This is a genomic window from Rhodoferax sp. RT5P35 (assembly GCF_056521385.1).
Window position 1 is genome coordinate 22,644 of record NZ_JBWMAX010000022.1, and the last position, 20,144, is coordinate 42,787.

The window sequence follows — 20,144 nt, forward strand, 5'->3', positions numbered from 1 at the left end:
GCAGCCTCAACCGTAAAAAAGGCCGCAAAAGCGGCCTTTTTTAGATGCTATTCAGCACCATATCAGTACGTACCCAGGGCCGATGGTGCGCCGGCCTTGAAGGTGTAGATGGTGATCGGAGCGGCTTTCAAATTGCCCTTTTCGTCAAACGCGAACGTGCCCGACATGCCCTTGAACGAGGTCTTGTAGATCTCGGCACCGACCTTTTCCGGATCGACAGAACCGGCTTTTTGCATCGACTGGCCGATGAACATGGTCTGGTCGTAGAACGAAGGCGCGTAAGCATCGGGTTCGATGTTGAAACGCTTCTTGTACTTGGCCTTGAAGGCAGGGCCCTCAGCCGTTTTTTCCAGCACCGCGCCGCCCTGTGCGCAGTACACGGTGTCGGTGGCTGCTTCACCGGCCAGCTTGCCCAGTTCTGCGGTACAGATGGCGTCACCACCCAGCAATTTGGCAGTAATGCCCAGCGACTTCATCTGGCGGGCCATAGGACCAGCCTGGGGTGCGTAACCGCCCAGCAAAATTACGTCGGGATTCTTGGCCTTCAGGCTGGTCAGGATGGCGGAGAAGTCGGTGGCTTTGTCGGTGGTGAACTCATTGCCCACGATGTTCAGACCCAGCTTCTTTGCTTCCTTGCTGAACTCGTCTGCCAAGCCTTGGCCGTAAGCGGTGCGGTCGTCGATGACAGCCACGTTCTTGACCTTCATGATGTTGGCCGCGTAGAAAGCCAGGCGTGCGCCGATTTCGTTGTCGCCCGCCATGATGCGGAACAGGTTTTTGTAGCCACCCATGGTGACCTTGGGGTTGCTGCCCACGGTAGACACTACCACGCCGCCTTGGCTGTACACGCGGGATGCAGGAATGGCCACGCCGGAGCAATAAGGGCCCATCACGTACTTGACGCTGCCGTCCACCAGCTTCTGGGCTACGCTCACACCGGCTTTGGGATCGCACTGGTCGTCTTCCGATTCCAACTCAAATTTCAGGGTCTTGCCGCCGACCACCATTTTCTTGGCGTTCAGGTCTTCCACGGCCAGGCGCACACCGTTTTCATTGTCTTTGCCGATGAAGGCATTGGGACCCGACAGGGGACCGGTGACACCGATTTTGACGGTCTGGTCTTCAGCATAAGCAGTACCGGCCAGCGCCATGGCTGCGGCGCATGCGAGGGTGATTTTGGTGAATGTGGCTTGCATTGACTGTGTCCTAAAGAAGAGGTTGTAAAAACATGGAATCGGTCACGGACGCACTGTAGTGCGGGAACCGCAATCGAGGGGAAAAAGAGTTTCTTTATGTAGCGAATATGAACTACTAGAAGTAAAACTTATATGTTTATTTTCCTTTCTCATATAAAGCAGCAAGCGTGCCAATGCGCGCAGGTGCCAGGGGATTGCGGGGCACGGGCTGTTCCCAACCCAGTAAAAATTGCGTGGCGGCGCCGCAGACGCGGCCCTGGCAGGCACCCATGCCGCAGCGGGTGTGCAGCTTGGCATCCGTCCAGCCCGCGCAGACCTGCAGGGCCGCATAGGGCACGTCTTCACAGCGGCAGACCAGGGTGTCGGCCTGGGGCAATTTTTTCAGTTTCGGTGCCAAAGCAAAGCTGCGCGCCAACTGCCGGGCAAAGGCCTGCCAGCGGCTGCGCTCGGGCCACAGGGCTTGGGCAGCGGCCTGGTTGCCCACGGCGGCCAGGCCTGCGATGCGGCCCTGCACCAAAGCCCGCTCGCTGCCCCCCACGCCGGTGCATTCGCCTGCCGCGTAAATTTGGGGTTGGCTGGTGGCTTGCCAATCGTCTACCGCCAGCCCGGTGGGCGTGAGGTCACAGCCCAGCAGTTGGCCCAACTGGGTGTTGGGCACCAGGCCGAAACCGCAGGCCAGGCGATGGCAGGCGATCTCCACCCTGCGGTCGCCCTGCTGCAATTGCACTGATTCGACACGGCCCTGCCCGCGCACCGCAAGCACATGGCTGGCGGTACGGTACTGCGGATGTACGAGGGTCAGCGCCTGCAGCGCTTTACCCGGCGACCCGGCCAGCCGCGCGGCAAAGCCCAGCACGGCCGCAAAACCCGCCTGCTCTGCAATGCGCACCACGCTGGCACCGGCTTTGTGCGCCGAGGCTGCAGCGGCCAGCAGCAAGGGGCCACTGCCCGCGACCACGATGCGTTCACCGGCGACAGGCAAACCAGACTTGATGAGCGCCTGCAAGCCCCCCGCGCCGGTCACACCCGGCAGCGTCCAGCCGGGGAACGGCAGCATCAGCTCGCGTGCGCCGGTACACAAAATGAGGGTTTTCCATTGCTGGGTCCAGCCGCGTTCAGCATCTTCCAGCAGCAAAGTATGGGCGGCTAGGGCGGAGATGACGCGCGCACCGCTGTAAATGCGTACGTTGGCACAGGCCGCCAATTGGGAGCGCATGCGCTGCGCGGCCACCGGCACATTCGCGTGAGGGCCGTCGCGCCAGATCTGGCCGCCGGGTGCGGGGTTGTCGTCGATGATGGCGATCGACGCGCCGCTGGGCGCCGCCGCCAGCGCCGCCGCCATGCCTGCGGGGCCCGCGCCAATGATGAGGATGTCGCACTGGGTCATCAAGTGATCTCTACCCGCATGTCCGTGCTGCAGGTCGTCTGGCAGGCCAAGCGGCGCACGCCGTTGATGGACACCCGGCATTCCTGGCAGATGCCCATGCCACACAGCGGGGCACGGGCTTCGCCGCCCACAGAAATTCGGGCAACCCCATTGCCTGCGATGGCCAGCGCCGCGGCAACCGAGCAGCCTGCAGGCACGGCGACAGGCTGGCCGTTGATGTGCAAACTCACGTGCATGCCACCTCCGCAAAGCGTTGCAGGCTGTAGGGCGCGACATCCAGGGGTGGCGTGCCGCCGGTCATCAAGGCGGCCAACATGTGGGCCGTACCCAAAGCTGTCGTCACGCCCAGGCCTTCGTGCCCCACGGCCAGCCACAGCCCATCGCGGTCCGGGTGCGCGCCCAGGATGGGCAGGCTGTCGGGCGTGGCGGCGCGCAGACCGCACCAGCTGCGGATAGCGTTAAGGTCGGCCAGACCAGGCATGTAGGCCAGCGCGCGCTGCAGCATGGCTTGCAGCATCTCCGCCTCTACGGTCGTATCGAGGGTGTCGAACTGGCGGCTCGACCCCAGCAGTAACTGCCCAGTAGGACGCGGCTGCAGATTGAAAGCCACCGATGGCCCCACGCTGTGGTGGGCGCTGGTTACATAGCCCAGCTCCACCAGTTGGTGGTGCACGGTGCCGGGGTAGCGGTCGGTGATGAGGAGGTGGCCTTTTTTGGGGCGGATGGGCAGGCCGGGGCACAGCGTGGTGGCGTGGATGCCGTTGGCCAGCAGAATCTGGGGGGCCTGGCGGTACGTGCCGTCGGCCATGTGCACGGTTTTTCCATCAATTTCGGTTACTAGCGCATATTCCACCTGCACTAAATGCTCATATTTTAATAGCAACCAGCGGGCGGCATTGGGGGCGTAAACGATGCCGTCGCCGGGCACCTTGAGCGCGCCCGCCAGGCCGGGGCGCAAGGCGGGTTCGGCCTGGGCCAGTGCTTGGGCATCCAGCAAATGGCAGGCGATGCCGTGGTCTTGCAGGCGCTGGCGCTTGTCCTCGGCCGCCGCCATTTCCTCGGCATCGGCCGCCACCCACAGCGTGCCGCACCCGCTGAAGGCGCAGTCTGCGGGCATCTGCGAAGCCAGGGCGCGCCACTGGGCGACGGAGTACTGGCTCAATGCCAGCTCGGCCGGATTGTCGTCCATCACCACCAGGTGGCCCATGCCCGCGCCGGTGGCGCCGCCCAGGCGCGCGTCGAGCACCAGCACGCGCTGGCCCGCCTGCGCCAGGGCCTGGGCACAGGCTGCGCCGACGATGCCTGCGCCGATGACGATGACATCCGGGTTCATCCTAGGGCGATGCCCCAGGCGAAGGGGTCGTCTTCGGCAATCAGTAAAGTGGATTCCGCGCACACATGGGCGCGGCCCCGGATGGTGGGGATAACCTGGCCGTCCTGCACGGTGTACGAAGCCTCGAAGCGGCTGCCGATCACGCTGGCTTGCTGCCAGATAGCACCCGGGGCCAGCTTGCCGTCTGCGGCCAAACAGGCGATCTTGGCGCTGGTGCCGGTGCCGCAGGGAGAGCGGTCGTAGGCCATGCCGGGGCACAGCACGTAGTTGCGGCTGTCGGCACCCTGGTCGTCCGGGCCGAACAGTTCGATGTGGTCAATCTCGGCACCATCGGCCCCGGTGATGCCCTGCGCGCCCAAGGCCGCACTCAGCGCACAGGCGTAGCTGGTGAGCGCCGCCAACTGGTCGCTGGCCACGCGCAGGCCGTGGTCGTTGACCAGAAAGAACCAGTTGCCGCCCCAGGCAATGTCGCCATGCGCCACACCATAGCCTGGCACGTCCACAGCCACCTGCGTGGCAAAGCGGTAGGCGGGCACGTTGCGCACGCTCACACCACCGTCGGTGTGCAGCGTGGCCTCCACCGTGCCCACCGGGGTTTCGATTTTGTGTACGCCCGGCCCAATGCGGCCCATGTGCGCCAGGCTGACCACCAGGCCGATGGTGCCGTGGCCGCACATGCCGAGGTAACCGGTGTTGTTGAAGAAGATGACCCCGGCCACCGCGTCCGCCGCTACCGGCTCGCAGAGCAGCGCGCCCACGATCACGTCGTTGCCACGCGGCTCCAGCACCGTGGCGGCCCGCCATTTGTCGTGCTGCGCGGCCAGCACTGCGCGGCGCTCGGCCATGCTGCCCGTGCCCAGGTTGGGGAAGCCGCCCACCACCAGCCGCGTGGGTTCGCCGCCGGTGTGGGAATCGATGATCTGGATGCGTTGCATGTTTAGACGATAGATTGGTACTTTGCAGGACGGGTCGCCAAGGCCTTGGCCACCACGCCTTCAATATAAGCGCGCTCTTCGCCGATCAGCGGCAGGCGCGGGCGGCGCATGTGCTCGCTGCCCACACCGACCAGCAGGTCGATCAGCTTCAGGTTTTGCACCAGCTTGGTGGACACGTCCAGGTGCAGCATGGGGGTCATCCACTGGTAGAGCTTGAGCGCTTCGGCCCACTCGCCTGCCTGCATCAGGTCGTACAGGGCCACGGTTTCGCGCGGGAAGGCGCAGCCCACACCGGCCAGCAGGCCGTCGCAGCCCAGCGCCAGGCCTTCATAGGCCAGGTCGTCCACGCCCAGGAACAGCTGGTAGCGCGTGCCCAGCAGGTTGCGCAGGTCGGTGATGCGGCGGATGTTGTCGGTGCTTTCCTTGATGGCCACGATCCATTCGCAGTCGGCCAGCTCTTGCATGTGCTCAGGCTTCAAATCTACGCGGTAAGCCACCGGGTTGTTGTAGACCATGATGGGTTTTTGCGCGGCGTTGGCCATGGTGCGCACATTCAGCATGGCCTCACGCGCGTCGGCCACGTAGATGACGGACGGCATGACCATGTAGCCGTCTACGCCCAGCTTGTTGGCACCGTCGATGTAGCGCAGGGCCTCGCGGGTGCTGGTTTCGGACACATTGGCCAGCACGGGAATACGGCCTTTGGCGGCCTTCAGGGCGATGTCGGCAACCTGCAGCTTTTCTTCCAGCGTCAAGGTGCTGGCTTCGCCCAGCGAGCCGCAGGTGACCAGGCCGTGGATGCCGTTGGCTATCTGGAACTCGATGTGCTTGGCCGTGCCTTCTGCGTCGATGGCCTCGTTGGGGTGGAACTTGGTAGTGATGGCGGGGAAGATGCCTTTCCAGCGGGGCAATGTCATGGTGTAAATCCTGTTGAATGGGTTGGTTGCGGCTTGTCGGGTGCCATCTTAATATATTAGCAACATATTTAAAATATCTTTTTGCATCGATGCAGCTTGTGTGCCAGCTTTTTTTGGTCCAATGCACCATTGCAATGCACCACCGCGCCCAACGACGGCCCACACCATGCCCAAAGCCCCTGCCCCGCCATTGCCCAAACGCCGCGCCGCCGACCTGGCCTACGACGCAATCGAGACGCTGATCTCCACCCTGAAGCTGGCTCCGGGCAGCCCGGTGGTCGAGGGCGATCTGGTCGAGCTGACGCAGCTGGGCCGCACCCCCGTGCGCGAGGCGTTGCTGCGCATGGTGTCGATCGGGCTGATCGTGCAGCAACCCAGGCGCGGCCTGCTGGTGTCCAACATTGACCTGGCCGACCACCTGGATGTCGTGCACACCCGCCGCGTGCTCGAATGCCTGGTAGCCGCCTGCTCGGCCCGCCGGGCCACGGCCTTGCAGCGCAAAGATATCCTGCGCTGTGCGGAAAAGATGGTGCAGGCGGCCGCGCGCGGGAATCTGGCCGACTACATGGCCGCTGACTTGGCGCTGGACCAGGTGAACCACCAGGCCTGCCACAACCATTCCGCCGTCAAAGCCGTGGTGCCGCTGATCGTGCAGTGCCGCCGCTTTTGGGTGGCCTACCAGCATGCAGGCGACATCATGGAAGCCGCAAACGCCCATATGGAGCTGGCCCACGGCATCGCCACCGGCGACGAGGCCGCAGCAGTGGGCGGCGCCACGCGGCTGATGGACTACCTGCAAGGATTTGCGCGGCGGGTGATTGACAACTGAATCCCATAAATAAAAAACATTGCTCCTATTTTTGATATCAAAAATAGGAGCAACTAGCGTATATTAAATTTGCGCTAGAGGGTGATTTGACACCCAAAAAATGCCCTATTTCTCCAAATCTTCCCCCGCCCCAAATCCCCCCGCCAGCGCCCGCCGCAGGTAGTTAACAAACGCCGTCACCGCGCGCGGCACATGGGCCGTGTAGGGGCGGATGGCGTAGAGCTGGTCGGCATAGCCGCCCACCAGTTGCCAGTCGGGCAGCACGGAAACCAGCTTGCTGGCGCGCAGGCTGCTGGGCAGGCTGAAATCGGGCAGCAGTGCAATCCCCAGCCCGGCCACGGCGGCATCGCGCAGGGCTTCGCTGTTGTTGGCCGACAAAACACCCGAGACCGGCACCGTCACCCGCTCGCCCGCATGCTCGAAGGTCCAGGCGGGCGTGTCCTGGGCGCGCGGGTAGTGCAGGCAGCTGTGGGTGCGCAAGTCCTCGGGGCGCAGCGGCGTGCCGCGTTTGCGCAGGTAGGCCCGGCTGGCCATCAGCAGCGAGCGGGTGGCGCACAGCGTCCAGGCCACATGGGTGTCGGGCGGCGCGGCGGTGTGGCGGATGGCCAGGTCGAACCCCTCGGTAGCCAGGCTGGACAGGCGGTCGGACAGCTCCAGCTCCAGCCGCACATCCGGGTACTCGCGCAAAAAATCGGCCAGCCGGGGCACCAGCTGCTGGCGTGCAAACGCCACAGGAGCGGTCACCCGCAGCAGGCCGTGGGGCGCGTCGGCCAGGTCGCGGACCTGGGCGAAGCTTTGGGCGATCTGCTCGAACGGCGCGCGGGTGTCGTCCACCAGGCGCTGGCCCGCCTCGGTGAGGCGCACGCTGCGGGTAGTGCGGCGCACCAGCGGCACGCCCGCCGTGCGCTCCAGATCGGCCATGCGCTGGCTCATCGCCGCCTTGCTCACGCCCAGCCGGGCGGCCGCCGCGGTGTAACTGCCCTGCTGGGCCAGCACGGTGAGCCAGTGCAAATGGCTCCACAGCTCGTTGATTTTCTGTTCGTGCATTTCACTCACCCCCAGGCTTCGCTGCGCTGCGCCAACCCCCTTGTAGGGGGCGATACCAGTGGCCTGGCAAAGCCAGTTCCACGGTATCCCTGGAAGGGTGCGTTCTGGCCCAAGCAGTGTTGGTAGAAATTTTCATGGGTACATTGTTCACCATTCTGAACAATCAATTCAAAGTTTCGGCCTTGTGACGCGGGGGTGGCGTGCCTACACTGCAGCCTCACTCCACCACTACGAGACACTCCATGACCGCTGCTTCCGACTCCACCGAAATCGCCCAGTACCTGCACGGCGAGCGCACCACCGGCCACGGCACCCGCACACAGCCGGTGTACAACCCGGCCACCGGCAAGGTCAGCCGCAATGTGCGCTTGGGCAACCAGCAGGACGTGGATGCCGCCGTGGCATCGGCCCTGGCCGCCTTCCCCAAGTGGGCCGACACCCCGCCCATCCGCCGTGCCCGCGTGCTGTTCAAGTTTCTGGAGCTGCTGAACCTGCACAAGGACGAGTTGGCCCACCTCATCACCGCCGAGCACGGCAAGGTGTTTACCGATGCCCAGGGCGAAGTAGCCCGCGGCATCGACATCGTGGAATTCTCCTGCGGCATTCCGCAGTTGCTCAAGGGCGACTTCACCGACCAAGTCTCCACCGGCATCGATAACTGGACGCTGCGCCAGCCCCTGGGCGTGGTGGCCGGTATCACGCCGTTCAACTTCCCAGTGATGGTGCCGATGTGGATGTTCCCGGTAGCGATTGCCGCAGGCAACACCTTCGTGCTCAAGCCCAGCCCCATCGACCCCAGCGCCAGCCTGTTCATGGCCGATTTGCTCAAGCAGGCCGGTCTGCCCGATGGCGTGTTCAACGTGGTCCAGGGCGATAAGGAAGCCGTAGACGCGCTGCTGGTGCACCCCGACGTGAAGGCCGTGAGCTTCGTCGGCTCCACACCCATCGCCAACTACATCTATGAAACCGGTGCCCACCACGGCAAGCGCGTGCAGGCCCTGGGCGGCGCGAAGAACCACATGGTGGTGATGCCCGATGCCGACATCGACCAGGTGGTGGATGCGCTGATCGGCGCAGGTTACGGCTCCGCTGGCGAACGCTGCATGGCGATCTCCGTCGCAGTGCTGGTCGGCGACGTGGCCGACAAGGTGATCCCCAAGCTGCTGGCCCGCACCAAGACCCTGAAGGTGTTGAACGGCACCAATCTGGCCGCCGAAATGGGCCCCATCGTCACCCCCGCCGCCCATGCCCGTATCACCGGCTACATCGAGCAAGGCGTGAAAGAAGGCGCACAGTTGCTGAACGATGGCCGCAACTTCAACGGCGCTGCCGCTGGCGAAGGATGCGAGGCCGGTTTCTGGATGGGCGGCACGCTGTTCGACCACGTCACGCCCGACATGCGCATCTACAAGGAAGAAATCTTCGGCCCGGTGCTGGCCTGCGTGCGCGTGCCGGATCTGGCCACCTCGATCCAGCTCATCAACGACCACGAATTCGGCAACGGTGTGGCCTGCTTCACCCGCGACGGCAACGTGGCCCGCGAGTTCAGCCGCCGCATCCAGGTCGGCATGGTCGGCATCAACGTGCCGATCCCTGTGCCGATGGCCTGGCACGGCTTCGGCGGCTGGAAGAAGAGCCTGTTCGGCGACATGCACGCCTACGGCGAAGAAGGCGTGCGCTTCTACACCAAGCAAAAGTCCATCATGCAGCGCTGGCCCGAAAGCATTGCCAAGGGGGCTGAGTTTGTGATGCCTACGGCGAAGTAAGTACACCCCCAGGCTGCAGCGCTTCGCCTGGAATCAGCCCAAAGGGCTGAGAACACAACTTTCGCCACCCCCTTGCAGGGGGCAACAGCAGCAGCCTGGCAAAGCCAGTTCTGCGCTGTTTCTGGAAGATTCGGCTCGCCTGCGGCTTTGCCTGGGCCTGTTACATCCCTAAGGACTTGAGGAAATCGTCGGTTTCGCTGCTGCTGGCGGGGGCCGGGCTGGGGGCGTTGTGGGTGTTGTTGTGCACCTGGTCCATCAAGGCGCTGGGGTCGGGGGCGGCTTGCACCTCGAAATCCACCATCTTGATGAACTGGATGTTGTCCACCGCCAACTCCAGGTAAAAGATATTATTTTTGCCGGTGTAGAAAGTCACGCGGCGGGCCTCGGGCTTGTCGAGGTTGGCGTCTACGCTCATGATCACCTGCTTGTTCAGCGCCAGCATTTTGGGCTGGTTCTGGGTGATCTGGGTTTGCAGTTCGCGCTGCACCTTGCCGGTGAAATCGCCCACCACCTGGTTCATCAACTCACCCATCACATTGCTCACTTCGTCGGAGGTGTAGGAGGTCACCAGCTCCTCTTTGGGCATCCCCATGTTCAGCAGGTAGGTTTCGTACAGCTCCATGGCTGCCTGGGCCGTGAAATTGATGATCACCAAGCCAGAAAAGCCGCCGTCAAACAGCACAAAACAGCCAATGTCGGGCTTGAGGCAGGTTTTGCTGATGCGCTGCACCATGCCGGAGTAGTGGATAGGGCTGTTGGTTGCCACATGCAGCACCCGGGTGACCGAGTTACACAGGCTTAACAGTAAATCTTCGGTACCAAAGATGACGGAGGGCTCTTGGTTGCGCATGGTTTTTTAGGGGGTCTGGGTTGACAAGGCGAATAGATGCCAGAGCATAGGCTATGTAAGGACTTGCAACCAAGAATTTGCGGGAGGCCCAGAGCCGCTAGGCCACCCCACACCCGCCTTGAAAAAAACGTGGCCCAGCCGCGTCAGCACATGTGGCGTAGCCATGAAGCGCAACCCAAGGTCTGCCTGGCTCATGTCGAAAATATTTACACATCTCAAATAGTAACTTAACGATACATACAAACATAAAATAGAAACAATCGTAACTCTATGTTTCTAAACAAATTTTCAAGATAAAACTATGTTGTGTGTTTCTGGGCATGCAAGTTGCTGAAACAAATTGTTAGGGTCATACACGAAAGACAAATACGTAAAGCCACAAGGTGATGCGTGGATGTTTGGGTACCAGCCCTTCAACTTTAAAACACACAACTTCATGAAATTCAAACTCATTTCCATACTGGCAGGCACCGTGTTTAGCTGCTTCGCCGCAAATGCCACTGTCATCACCTTTGATGATCTGGTCCAACCGGGCACATACGGACCAAACACTCAGGCTGGCTTTGTTGACTTTGGCTTTGTCTTCAGTTCCAACATGGATGCTCTGGATGTCAGCCCATCGGGTGGATGGTGGAGCAATGGTGTCGGCACTGGGCACAGTGGCAAATTCGCGGCATTGAACAACTACAGGGGCAGCATGAGCATGACCCAGCAGGGCGGCGGCACATTTTCTGTGCAAGACCTCTGGCTCAACGGCTGGCAAGGTTCCTCGCAAACCGACACCATCGTCGGCTTGCTGGATGGCACCGTAGTCGGTAGCGTGACAGCCGAGTTCAGCCAGCCTTGGACCAACTTTGTACTGAACTTCAGCAACATCGACACGCTGCAAATCTTCAGTAACGACTTTTTCTTAGTGGACGACATCCAGGTCAATGGAACCTCCAATAATGTTCCGGAGCCCGACAGCCTGGCCTTGGTCGGCATCGCCCTGGCGGGTTTACTCGCCATGCGCAAACGCAAGGCAGCGTAACGGCTAAACCCGCTGAGGCTGTTGCACTGCCGTACAGCTGTGCAACAGGCTTGGAAGATTAAACGCCGAGCGGATTCACCCCGGAACAACCGGCATTGGTGGTGCTGACTAAACCGCCCTACACCACCCCAGCCGCCCGCAAGCCCGCAATTGCGGCTGCATCCAGGCCCAAGCCTGCCAGCACCTCGTCGGTGTGCTCCCCCAAACCCGGCGGAGCCCGGTGCAGCACGGGTGGCGTGGCGGTTAGCCTTAGCGGGCTGGCGACACTTGCTATTGATGTAATAGCATCTTGGGCAGACTGCGCCTGCGCTACAGGCTGATTTACCTTTAAACCACGGGCCTGCACCTGGGTATCGGCAAAGGCCTGGTCCATATCGTTGATGGGGCCGCAGGGCACGGCTTTGTCTTCCAGCAAAGTAATCCACTGCGCGGTGCTGCGCGTGCGGGTGACAGACTCCAGCGCAGGTGTCAGCTCGGCACGGTGCCGCACCCGCAAGGTGTTGGTGCTGAAACGCGGGTCGGTGGCCCATTCGGGGTGCTCGGCAGCGGTACAGAAACGGGCGAACTGGCCGTCGTTGCCGATGGCCAGCAGCATCGCGCCGTCTGCCGTGGGGAAGTCCTGGTAGGGGGCCAGGCTGGGATGGGTGTTGCCCTGGCGCTGGGGCACTTTGCCGGTGTTCAGGAATCCGGCGGCCTGGTTGGCCAGCATGGCCATGCCCACGTCGAGCAAGGCCATGTCGATGTGCTGGCCCAAGCCGGTGCGGTGGCGCGACTCGATGGCGGCCAGGATGGCGCTGCAGGCGTAGACCCCGGTGAACAGGTCGATCACTGCCACACCGACTTTTTGCGGAGCGCCGCCCGCCGGGCCGGTGATAGACATCATGCCGCCCATGGCCTGCACCATCAGGTCGTAGCCCGCGCGCTCGGCGTACGGCCCGGTCTGGCCGAAGCCGGTGACCGAGCAGTAAATCAAGCGCGGGTTGATGGCCTGCAGACTGGCGTAGTCCAGCCCGTAAGCGCTGAGGCCGCCGACCTTGAAGTTCTCTACCAGCACGTCGCTGGTCGCGGCCATCTGGCGGATCAACGCCTGGCCCTCGGCCTGCGCCATGTCGATGGTGATGGAGCGCTTGTTGCGGTTGCAGGCGGTGAAATAGGTGGCCTGGTCGGTGTCATTCCCGTCTGCGTCTTGCAGGAAAGGCGGACCCCAGTGGCGGGTGTCGTCGCCCACCACCGGGCGCTCGACCTTGACCACATCGGCCCCCAGGTCGCCCAGCATCTGGGTGCACCACGGCCCGGCCAACACGCGGGACAAGTCCAGCACCTTGAGGTGGCTCAGTGCAGCGCTCACCTCAGTTTCCAAACGCGGCGATGCCGGTCTGGGCGCGGCCCAATATCAGGGCGTGGATGTCGTGCGTGCCCTCGTAGGTGTTGACCACCTCCAGGTTCACCAGGTGCCGCGCCACGCCGAACTCGTCCGAGATGCCGTTGCCGCCCATCATGTCGCGCGCCAGCCGAGCGATGTCCAGCGACTTGCCGCAGGAGTTGCGCTTCAGCAGTGAGGTGAGCTCTACCGAAGCCGTGCCCTCGTCCTTCATGCGGCCCAGGCGCAGGCAGCCTTGCAGGCCCAGGGCGATCTCGGTCTGCATGTCGGCCAGCTTTTTCTGGATCAGCTGGTTGGCGGCCAGCGGGCGGCCAAACTGTTTGCGGTCCAGCGTGTACTGGCGGGCACGGAACCAGCAGTCCTCGGCCGCCCCCAGCGCACCCCAGGCGATGCCATAGCGGGCGCTGTTGAGGCAGGTGAACGGGCCTTTCAAACCACGTACTTCGGGGAAGGCGTTTTCTTCGGGGCAGAACACGCCGTCCATCACGATCTCGCCGGTGATGCTGGCGCGCAGCCCCACCTTGCCGTGAATGGCCGGGGCGCTCAGGCCGGCCATGCCTTTGTCCAGAATAAAGCCGCGGATGGGACCCACGTTGCCCGCCGCGTCCACCTCTTTGGCCCAGACCACGAACACGTCCGCGATCGGGCTGTTGGATATCCACATCTTGGAGCCACTGAGTTGGTAGCCGCCCGCCACCTTGTGTGCGCGGGTGGCCATGGAGCCTGGGTCGGAGCCGTGGTCGGGCTCGGTCAGGCCGAAGCAGCCAATCCACGCGCCGGTGGCCAGTTTGGGCAGGTATTTTTGCCGCTGCGCCTCGGTACCGAATTCAAAAATCGGCACCATCACCAGCGAGCTTTGCACGCTCATCATCGAGCGGTAGCCCGAGTCCACACGCTCCACTTCGCGGGCGATCAGGCCGTAGGCCACGTAGTTCAGGCCGGGGCCGCCGTACTGCTCGGGAATGGTGGGGCCGAGCAGGCCGAGTTCGCCCATCTCGCGAAAGATGGCCGGGTCGGTGCTCTCGGTGCGGAAGGCCTGCAGCACGCGCGGCAGCAGTTTGTCCTGGCAATAGGCCGCCGACGCATCGCGCACCATGCGTTCGTCATCGCTGAGTTGCTGGTCGAGCAAGAACGGGTCTTGCCATTGGAATGCGGCGTGGGCCATGGGGTGTCTCCAAAAGAATAACCGCCATGGTAGTGCCCGCCGGGACACCGAGGCAAACGATTTGTTCGCACCCAGTTATGCATTTTTCGTATGTATGAATACAGCCATTTATATAGGATGTTGGCATCTAGCGTAGATATTTCTTACACTAATAGCTACATATATTGCAGTACCCCACCCAAGCCATTGTGAATATTAAACACAGCTGGGTGCGATTCAAATTGTCTTCTTTTTGAAGCCCAGCCGCAGCCAGCCCTCGCTGCTGACCAGCACCACGCCCGCCAACACACACACGGCACCCGCCACAAAACCCGGCTCCAACGGCTCGTGCAGCAGCCACACACCAAAGCCCATGCCAAACAGCGGGGTCAGAAAAGAGAACACGCTCAGGCGCGATGCCAGGTAAGTGCGCAGCAGCCAGAACCACACCAAAAAGCTGGCAAACGACACCACCAACGACTGGAATCCCATCACCGCCCAAACCAGCGGCGTGGCGTGGATAGCGGTCTGGCCCAGCGCCCAGGCCGCACCCAGCAGCAGCACGCAGGCGGCCACCAACTGGTAGAGCAGGGTCTGCGCGGCCGACACCCGGGCCAGGCTGGAGGTACGCACCACTACTGTGGTGGCACCCCAGGCCACGCCCGCCAGCAGCCCCAGCAGGTCGCCCAGCAACATCTGGCCGGACGCGCCCGCCGTAGACGGTGCCGCACGCCCAAAGAAGGTGAACACAATGCCCGCAAACGCCAGGCCGATGCCCAGCCACTTCACCGGGCTCAGCCGTTCGGCGGGCAGCTTCCAGTGCAGGCCCAGGGCCACAAAAATCGGGGCGGTGTACAAGAACACCACCATGTGCGAGGCCGAGGTGAAGCGCAGGCCCTCGCCCACCAGCAGGTATTCCAGCCCAAACAAGGCCCCCACCGCCAGGCCGGGCCGCCAGTGGGTCAACGCCATGTCTTCCTTACGCCAGCGCATCAGCAGCCAGACCAATAGCGCCGCCACGCCCGAGCGCAGCCCGATCTGCAAAATGGGCGCGATGTCTTGCGCCACGGCCTTGATCGCCACCTGCTGCAAGCCCCAGAGAGTGCAGAGCACTAGCATGGTGGCGCTGGCTTGGCCGTCGAGGGGTTTGCGGATGTCCATGGAAGTCCTTTGTGTGAGTCTGGATTGTCCGTTCGACGGATTTGCTGGATATAGTGCATTCCAGACAAGTCATAGCCGGAAGCCGACAACATGCAAGCTGCTAAGTACCTGCAAAAAAATCTGGAAACCGCCCCGTTCACCAGCGCCCTGCCCGCGTCCATGTTCTTCCGCACCGCCAGCGTGCAGGCCGACTCGCGATACCCACAGCACCGCCACGCCTGGGGCGAATTTGTCTATGCCTTCAGCGGTGTGATCGAGGTCAAGGTGGCCAACCACCACTACCTGGCCCCGCCGCAGTACGGCATCTGGCTGCCGCCCGACGTGGAGCACATGGGCCTGAACCGCTACGAGGTGGTGCACTGCTCGCTCTACATGGCCGCCGAGCATTGCGGCGCGCTGCCAAAGAACCCTTGCGCCCTCACCGTCAGCCCGCTGGTGCGTGCCGTGCTGGACCACCTACGCCAGCAGCCCGGCACCCTGCCCCGCAGCGACGCACAAGAGCGCCTGCTGCAGGTGCTGGCCGACCAGCTCGCCCTGGCCCCCTGCGCCGGCAGCTACCTGCCCAGCTCGGCCGATCCCTTGCTGGGCGCGGTACTGCGCGCCTTGGAAGCCCAGCCCGGCGACAACCGCACCCTGCCCGAAATCGCCCACGCCGCCCACACCACCGAGCGCACCCTGCTGCGCCGCTTCCAGCGCGAGCTGGGCATGTCGTTTGTGGAATGGCGCCAACGCCTGCGGGTGGTCAAGGCCATGCCGCTGCTGGATGCCGGGCAAACCGTGGAAACGGTGGCGCTGGACCTGGGCTACGCCAGCGCCTCGGCGTTCATCAGCATGTTCCGCCGTCTGATGGGGGTGACACCGGACGAATTCCGCAAAGGTGCGGTAGCCTGATTGTGCAATTCAAGCATATTTGAATTTTGGAGGGATAGCGGCATTTCGGCGCCCTGCGCTTATCCATTGAGCGCAAGAAGCTATCAAAACTGCTAGGCAGCTATCAGGCTGGTGTGTATATTTCTCACACTATGCGCCGCAAAATCCCCTCCCTCCAAGCCCTGGCCTGCCTCGATGCCGCCGCCCGCCACGAAAGCTACACCCGCGCCGCCCAAGAGCTGGCCCTGAGCCAGGGCGCGGTGTCGCGCCAGATCACCGCGCTGGAGGCCTTTGTGGGTGTGCCGTTGTTTCGCCGCACCCGCCACGGCGTGGCGCTCACCCCCCAGGGGGCCGAGTACGCGCAGCAGGTGGCGTTGCGTCTGCGCGGGCTGGAGCAGGACACGCTGGATGCCATGTCCCACCAGGGCAGCGGCGGCACGCTGCATCTGGCCTCGGTGCCCACCTTCGCCACCCGCTGGCTGATCCCGCGCCTGCCCGCCTGGACGGCCCTGCACCCCGACACCACGGTCCACATCGAAACCCGCACCCGCCCCTTTATGTTTGCCGATACGCCCTTCGATGCCGCCCTGTACAGCGGCAGCGCCGACCAGGTAGTCCAGTGGGCAGGCACTCGTGCCGTGCGCTTGTTGGCAGAGGACATGGTGCCAGTGTGCAGCCCGGCGCTATTAAACGGCGCAACCGCGTTGACCGCCGAGGCCATCGCCGACCTCCCCCTGCTGCAGCAAAGCACCCGCCCCGACGGCTGGCGGCAGTGGTTCGATGCCGTGGGCGTGCCCGCCCCCCTGGCCCGGCGCGGCCCGCGCTACGAGCTGTTTTCCATGACCGCCGCAGCGGCCACCTGCGGCCTAGGCCTGGCCCTGGTGCCCCGCTTGCTGGTCGAGGCCGAGCTAGCACGGGGTGAATTGGTGCTGGCCTGCGCACCCCCGCTGCCGACTGGCGGGGCGAATGCACGCGCCTATTACTGCGTGCTACCAGAACGCACCGAGAACCAGGCCTTGGTGGAAGCGTTTGTGGCGTGGATGCAGCAGGCGGTTTAGAACAGCCGCGGGTCAAACACAAACGGGTTCTTCTCCAACACCAACCCAACCCGGACGTAGTCCGGGTGCGCGGGGTTCAGCAGCAGGTTGCGCTCAGCAGACTCCACAAAGGATGGCACCCATAGCCCCAGGCTTGTCCCGCCTATCAGCCAACGCATGCCGATGGCCTGGGTAGCGGCCTGGTCTTCTCGCCAGTCGACAGGTACATCGGCATCCGGCAGTGTGGCCGTATCGGGAATCTCCAGCCGCAACAGCACCATGTTCTTCGGCATTCCGCCATTGCAATGCACCCGCCGTTCCAGCTGGCACAGCGCCCGGCTGGCACCGCAATACACCAGTTGCAGCGGCCCGGCGCAGCCAATGTGCCAGCGGCCATCGCCCAGCGTGGAACCATAGCCCAGCGCGGGCAAGGTCAACGCACCCGAAAAACCGATGCGCCAGACGCTCAGGGGCATGGCTGGATCAAACCACGCCACCGTGCTTGATCGCCACCAGCATGTCCTTGACCCGGCGGGTACCAAACGAGGTTTTGGCCGACTGCAGCGGACTCTCGCCGTCCAGCATCGGGTGCGGGCGGCGCAACCAGCCCAGGGCGATGGCCTGGGTTTCAAAAGTGTCGGTGGCCATTTCCTCCAGCTCCAGCACGCGCAACACGTTCTCGGCGGAATGCGTGGGCAGCGGCAGATCTTTACCTGCCCGTCGCAACGCCGTAGTGCGGTCCAGATCCAGGATCTCGGCCAGTTCCCCCTTGCCCATTTCCAGGTAGTCGGACAGCGGATCGATCACCCGGCTGGAGATGCCGCGCTTGAGGATGCGCAGCGCCTGCTCGTTGTTGAACGCGGTGCCATGCGGGTGTACCGAGGCCTTCGCGTCCCCCACACCACGCCCCCCCGCCGCAGGCTGGATGATCAGCCACAGCGAGGAATGGGCGGGGGCAAGGGGTTCAAGGTAGGTAGCTGTCATGAATCAATTACATCACGAATTGGATGCAAATGCACATATAGAACCAAATCGTCTCCCTACAATGGTCACTAGCCCTCAGACCGAGCGCATTCCCGGCACACACACGCAGTTTTGATAGACATGAAAAAAGAAGAAGTCCCCGCCCACACCCCCATGATGCAGCACTACCCGCGCACGACTTTGTAAGGCTCATGAATCCTAGAGATTTGGCGAAAAGTCATTTTAAAAGTCCCCCTCTGATCCCCAGCGAACGTATGGGCAAATGACGGCACTTGCGGGCGGAAAATGCCTTGAAAACCGACATGCCAAACGCCTATCCAGCGCTACTAAAAAGCATGCTCGCCGGGCACGAATTCATGCCCTTGATCCGCAGCGCGGAGCGCCCGAAACATCGATCCGACTGGCGAGATTTCCTGCGCGAGCTGATCCATCTGCCGCCCTCTTCTCGCGAGCACTGCGCTACCTTCCATACGCAATGGCATGTGTGCCATCACAGGCTGCGCGAGCTGGTCGAAGACGATGCTCTGCTTCTTGATGTCGCGTGGGTCTGGCTCCCTCACTATGAGGGACCCGACCTCGATCTCTACCGAGGCGAGAACCTCGAGCGCTTCGAGGCCGGCCAAATCGGATCGGCATGGTCGGACAAGCGAGAGACCGCCAAGACCTTCGCCAGCGGCCTCAACGCCGTGGGCAAAGGCGGAGTGATCCTGCGGGCCGTTGTCCCTGCCCAAGCCATCATCGCAGGCCCATCGGCGCACTCTTTCTACTTGGGCGAATCAGAGTTCACCGTAGACACCCGCAAGCTCGATGCCATCGCCATCATCGAGCGTTTTCCACCCAGTCACTGACCTCGACAGAGAATGACGCGCTCATTGCTTACATACAATGAGCGAGAACAACAAACTCGGAAAACAGCGGAGGGATATGAGCTTGCCCACAATTCTCGCGTTCATCAAGGATGCAATTTCAACGGTTGGTCATTGGATACTGTGGACCAAGCGAGGGGAACACATTTCGATGCTCCGTGTGCTCATAGCTGCTTCCGGCTACGGTCTTGCCATGGCCGCTTGGGTTCTGCTGCGAGGTGGCGACAGAGATGCTCAGAAGTTCTTTCTCGAACTCGTCACCTTTGTCTTCACGATCATCTCGGTATTGGAAATTGCCGATGGAGTGGTGCTTTCCGGAAATCAAATTGCCACACTCAAGGCTGGCGGCCAAGCATCCACCCAACTTGTGCCGACTCTGCTAGTCGACGCGTCCCAGAAATGCAAAGTGGGATTGGTTTTCGCAATGTATGGTTGGTTGGCTGATTTGGCCGTCAAACACCTATTCGGTCACGTAGCATAGAAATCTGCAAACATCAAAACGACGCCGAGAATCCCGCCAGCCAAGAGAAGGCCAAGGACAAACTCCCGCGAAATCGAGTCAGCTAGGCTGTTTGCTGGATGACGATTCTGGTCTTTGTTTTTTGCATTTGGCTTCATCGATGCCCTCCGAGACTGATATGGAAAATCGATAATCAACCTATCAGCAGGAATAACAAAGTCAACCGCCGGCTCCGTCAACAACCCCCTGCAACGCGGCTAATCGAAAGGCCGATCCATGACGGGCGCCCGAGACTGTCCAGAGCGTGTTCTCGGTAACGCGGTTGAACCTCGGCGACAAGCCTGCAACGTCAGCGTGGACGCACGATGAAATCCACACTCCGTCGCACCGGCCAGCCATGACTGCATCTTGGAACCTCATCCGATGCCGCTCCATGAAGGAGACATTCAATCCATGAAGATGGTCGCTCGCATCGCGGCGATTGGCCGCTCGGAGGAGGCTGCGCTCCGGGGTGAGGTCGTCAAGGTTGAATGCCACCAGCCCTGCACCCGAATACGGAGAGAGCTGCTTGAGCCCTTTGGAGAACTGCTTGCCGACAGATGCGTCGGAGTAGACCTTCTTGCACGCAATCCCGTAAGGCGCGGGCAGACCAGGTAGATTGAGCTCTAGGTCAGGCGGGTCTTTGAAGATCGCGGCCACCCCGCGCCCGCGAAGAAATCGCATCAAGTCGAGCTCCCACAACGCGTCCTTGCCTTGGGATGGCTGCCTCGTAGACAGCCGCATGTCGCTCTTTGTGATTCTCCTGATGGCCTCCTGAGCCTCAGGCTGATCGATCGTAAGCGTCCGGCGAACCCATCTTGAACTGAGCCCTTTCCACTCGCAAGATCGTGTGCACGCAACAGATCGTGCACACCATGCTTAAAGATTCAGAGATTTCCAGAGATACAACCC

21 protein-coding genes are annotated in these 20,144 nt (G+C 62.4%); 7 read left to right on the forward strand and 14 right to left on the reverse strand.

The genetic code is table 11. From position 1 onward, the window contains the following. Positions 1 to 62 precede the first annotated feature (62 nt). From AC097L_RS22830 to AC097L_RS22855, 6 genes are all read right to left on the reverse strand, one after another. Positions 63 to 1,196: a branched-chain amino acid ABC transporter substrate-binding protein gene (locus AC097L_RS22830; RefSeq protein WP_479589039.1), complete on the reverse strand. Its 1,134-nt coding sequence runs from the start codon at positions 1,194 to 1,196 to the stop codon at positions 63 to 65. Positions 1,197 to 1,332: 136 nt separating this feature from the next. After that, the gene (locus tag AC097L_RS22835; protein ID WP_479589042.1) at positions 1,333 to 2,583 is read right to left on the reverse strand and encodes an FAD-dependent oxidoreductase; all 1,251 of its coding nucleotides are present in this window, start codon (positions 2,581 to 2,583) and stop codon (positions 1,333 to 1,335) included. Further along, a complete protein-coding gene (locus tag AC097L_RS22840) occupies positions 2,583 to 2,819 on the reverse strand; it encodes a (2Fe-2S)-binding protein (RefSeq protein ID WP_479589043.1) in 237 nt (78 codons plus the stop codon). Before AC097L_RS22840 ends, AC097L_RS22835 begins: the two co-directional genes overlap by 1 nt. Continuing rightward, on the reverse strand, positions 2,810 to 3,916 hold the full coding sequence (locus AC097L_RS22845; protein WP_479589044.1) for an NAD(P)/FAD-dependent oxidoreductase: 1,107 nt from the start codon (positions 3,914 to 3,916) through the stop codon (positions 2,810 to 2,812). Before AC097L_RS22845 ends, AC097L_RS22840 begins: the two co-directional genes overlap by 10 nt. Beyond that, on the reverse strand, positions 3,913 to 4,851 hold the full coding sequence (locus tag AC097L_RS22850) for a 4-hydroxyproline epimerase (protein ID WP_479589045.1): 939 nt from the start codon (positions 4,849 to 4,851) through the stop codon (positions 3,913 to 3,915). Before AC097L_RS22850 ends, AC097L_RS22845 begins: the two co-directional genes overlap by 4 nt. Before the next feature lie 2 nt (positions 4,852 to 4,853). Further along, on the reverse strand, positions 4,854 to 5,768 hold the full coding sequence (locus AC097L_RS22855) for a dihydrodipicolinate synthase family protein (RefSeq protein ID WP_479589046.1): 915 nt from the start codon (positions 5,766 to 5,768) through the stop codon (positions 4,854 to 4,856). Positions 5,769 to 5,934: 166 nt separating this feature from the next. On the opposite strand from AC097L_RS22855, the gene AC097L_RS22860 reads away from it, so the two are divergent. Further along, positions 5,935 to 6,597: a GntR family transcriptional regulator gene (locus AC097L_RS22860; RefSeq protein ID WP_479589047.1), complete on the forward strand. Its 663-nt coding sequence runs from the start codon at positions 5,935 to 5,937 to the stop codon at positions 6,595 to 6,597. Positions 6,598 to 6,702: 105 nt separating this feature from the next. Here the strand turns inward: AC097L_RS22860 and AC097L_RS22865 are convergent, their stop codons facing one another. Next, entirely contained in the window at positions 6,703 to 7,644 is a 942-nt protein-coding gene (locus AC097L_RS22865) for a LysR family transcriptional regulator (protein WP_479589048.1), read from the reverse strand. 242 nt (positions 7,645 to 7,886) lie between these two features. On the opposite strand from AC097L_RS22865, the gene AC097L_RS22870 reads away from it, so the two are divergent. Beyond that, a complete protein-coding gene (locus AC097L_RS22870) occupies positions 7,887 to 9,410 on the forward strand; it encodes a CoA-acylating methylmalonate-semialdehyde dehydrogenase (RefSeq protein ID WP_479589049.1) in 1,524 nt (507 codons plus the stop codon). Positions 9,411 to 9,570: 160 nt separating this feature from the next. Here the strand turns inward: AC097L_RS22870 and AC097L_RS22875 are convergent, their stop codons facing one another. Next, complete coding sequence (locus AC097L_RS22875; protein ID WP_479589050.1) at positions 9,571 to 10,260, reverse strand: DUF3334 family protein; 690 nt, start codon at positions 10,258 to 10,260, stop codon at positions 9,571 to 9,573. 436 nt (positions 10,261 to 10,696) lie between these two features. On the opposite strand from AC097L_RS22875, the gene AC097L_RS22880 reads away from it, so the two are divergent. After that, a complete protein-coding gene (locus AC097L_RS22880) occupies positions 10,697 to 11,290 on the forward strand; it encodes a PEP-CTERM sorting domain-containing protein (RefSeq protein ID WP_479589051.1) in 594 nt (197 codons plus the stop codon). Positions 11,291 to 11,408: 118 nt separating this feature from the next. On the opposite strand, the gene AC097L_RS22885 is transcribed toward AC097L_RS22880, so the two are convergent. From AC097L_RS22885 to AC097L_RS22895, 3 genes are all read right to left on the reverse strand, one after another. After that, positions 11,409 to 12,638, reverse strand: a complete 1,230-nt coding sequence (locus AC097L_RS22885; RefSeq protein ID WP_479589052.1) for a CaiB/BaiF CoA transferase family protein — start codon at positions 12,636 to 12,638, stop codon at positions 11,409 to 11,411. A 1-nt stretch (position 12,639) separates the two neighbouring features. Next, entirely contained in the window at positions 12,640 to 13,836 is a 1,197-nt protein-coding gene (locus tag AC097L_RS22890) for an acyl-CoA dehydrogenase (RefSeq protein WP_479589053.1), read from the reverse strand. Positions 13,837 to 14,052: 216 nt separating this feature from the next. Beyond that, on the reverse strand, positions 14,053 to 14,976 hold the full coding sequence (locus tag AC097L_RS22895; RefSeq protein ID WP_479589054.1) for a DMT family transporter: 924 nt from the start codon (positions 14,974 to 14,976) through the stop codon (positions 14,053 to 14,055). Positions 14,977 to 15,066: 90 nt separating this feature from the next. On the opposite strand from AC097L_RS22895, the gene AC097L_RS22900 reads away from it, so the two are divergent. Both AC097L_RS22900 and AC097L_RS22905 read left to right on the forward strand, forming a co-directional pair. Further along, positions 15,067 to 15,867: an AraC family ligand binding domain-containing protein gene (locus tag AC097L_RS22900; protein ID WP_479589055.1), complete on the forward strand. Its 801-nt coding sequence runs from the start codon at positions 15,067 to 15,069 to the stop codon at positions 15,865 to 15,867. 131 nt (positions 15,868 to 15,998) lie between these two features. Beyond that, positions 15,999 to 16,904 carry a LysR substrate-binding domain-containing protein gene (locus AC097L_RS22905; protein WP_479589056.1) on the forward strand — a complete coding sequence of 302 codons (906 nt, stop codon included), beginning with the start codon at positions 15,999 to 16,001 and terminating at the stop codon, positions 16,902 to 16,904. Here AC097L_RS22905 and AC097L_RS22910 read toward each other — a convergent pair. Both AC097L_RS22910 and AC097L_RS22915 read right to left on the reverse strand, forming a co-directional pair. Next, positions 16,901 to 17,359, reverse strand: coding sequence for an RES family NAD+ phosphorylase (locus AC097L_RS22910; protein ID WP_479589057.1), 459 nt, complete (start codon positions 17,357 to 17,359; stop codon positions 16,901 to 16,903). The two genes, AC097L_RS22905 and AC097L_RS22910, sit on opposite strands and share 4 nt — an antisense overlap. A gap of 7 nt (positions 17,360 to 17,366) precedes the next feature. Further along, positions 17,367 to 17,867 (reverse strand): antitoxin Xre/MbcA/ParS toxin-binding domain-containing protein, encoded by a 501-nt coding sequence (locus AC097L_RS22915; RefSeq protein ID WP_479589058.1) that lies wholly within the window; start codon positions 17,865 to 17,867, stop codon positions 17,367 to 17,369. A gap of 290 nt (positions 17,868 to 18,157) precedes the next feature. On the opposite strand from AC097L_RS22915, the gene AC097L_RS22920 reads away from it, so the two are divergent. Then, positions 18,158 to 18,715, forward strand: a complete 558-nt coding sequence (locus AC097L_RS22920) for a hypothetical protein (RefSeq protein WP_479589059.1) — start codon at positions 18,158 to 18,160, stop codon at positions 18,713 to 18,715. A gap of 37 nt (positions 18,716 to 18,752) precedes the next feature. Next, a complete protein-coding gene (locus tag AC097L_RS22925) occupies positions 18,753 to 19,214 on the forward strand; it encodes a hypothetical protein (protein WP_479589060.1) in 462 nt (153 codons plus the stop codon). Between the two features lie 198 nt (positions 19,215 to 19,412). Here AC097L_RS22925 and AC097L_RS22930 read toward each other — a convergent pair whose 3' ends face one another. Continuing rightward, complete coding sequence (locus AC097L_RS22930; protein ID WP_479589061.1) at positions 19,413 to 19,934, reverse strand: hypothetical protein; 522 nt, start codon at positions 19,932 to 19,934, stop codon at positions 19,413 to 19,415. Positions 19,935 to 20,144 lie beyond the last annotated feature (210 nt).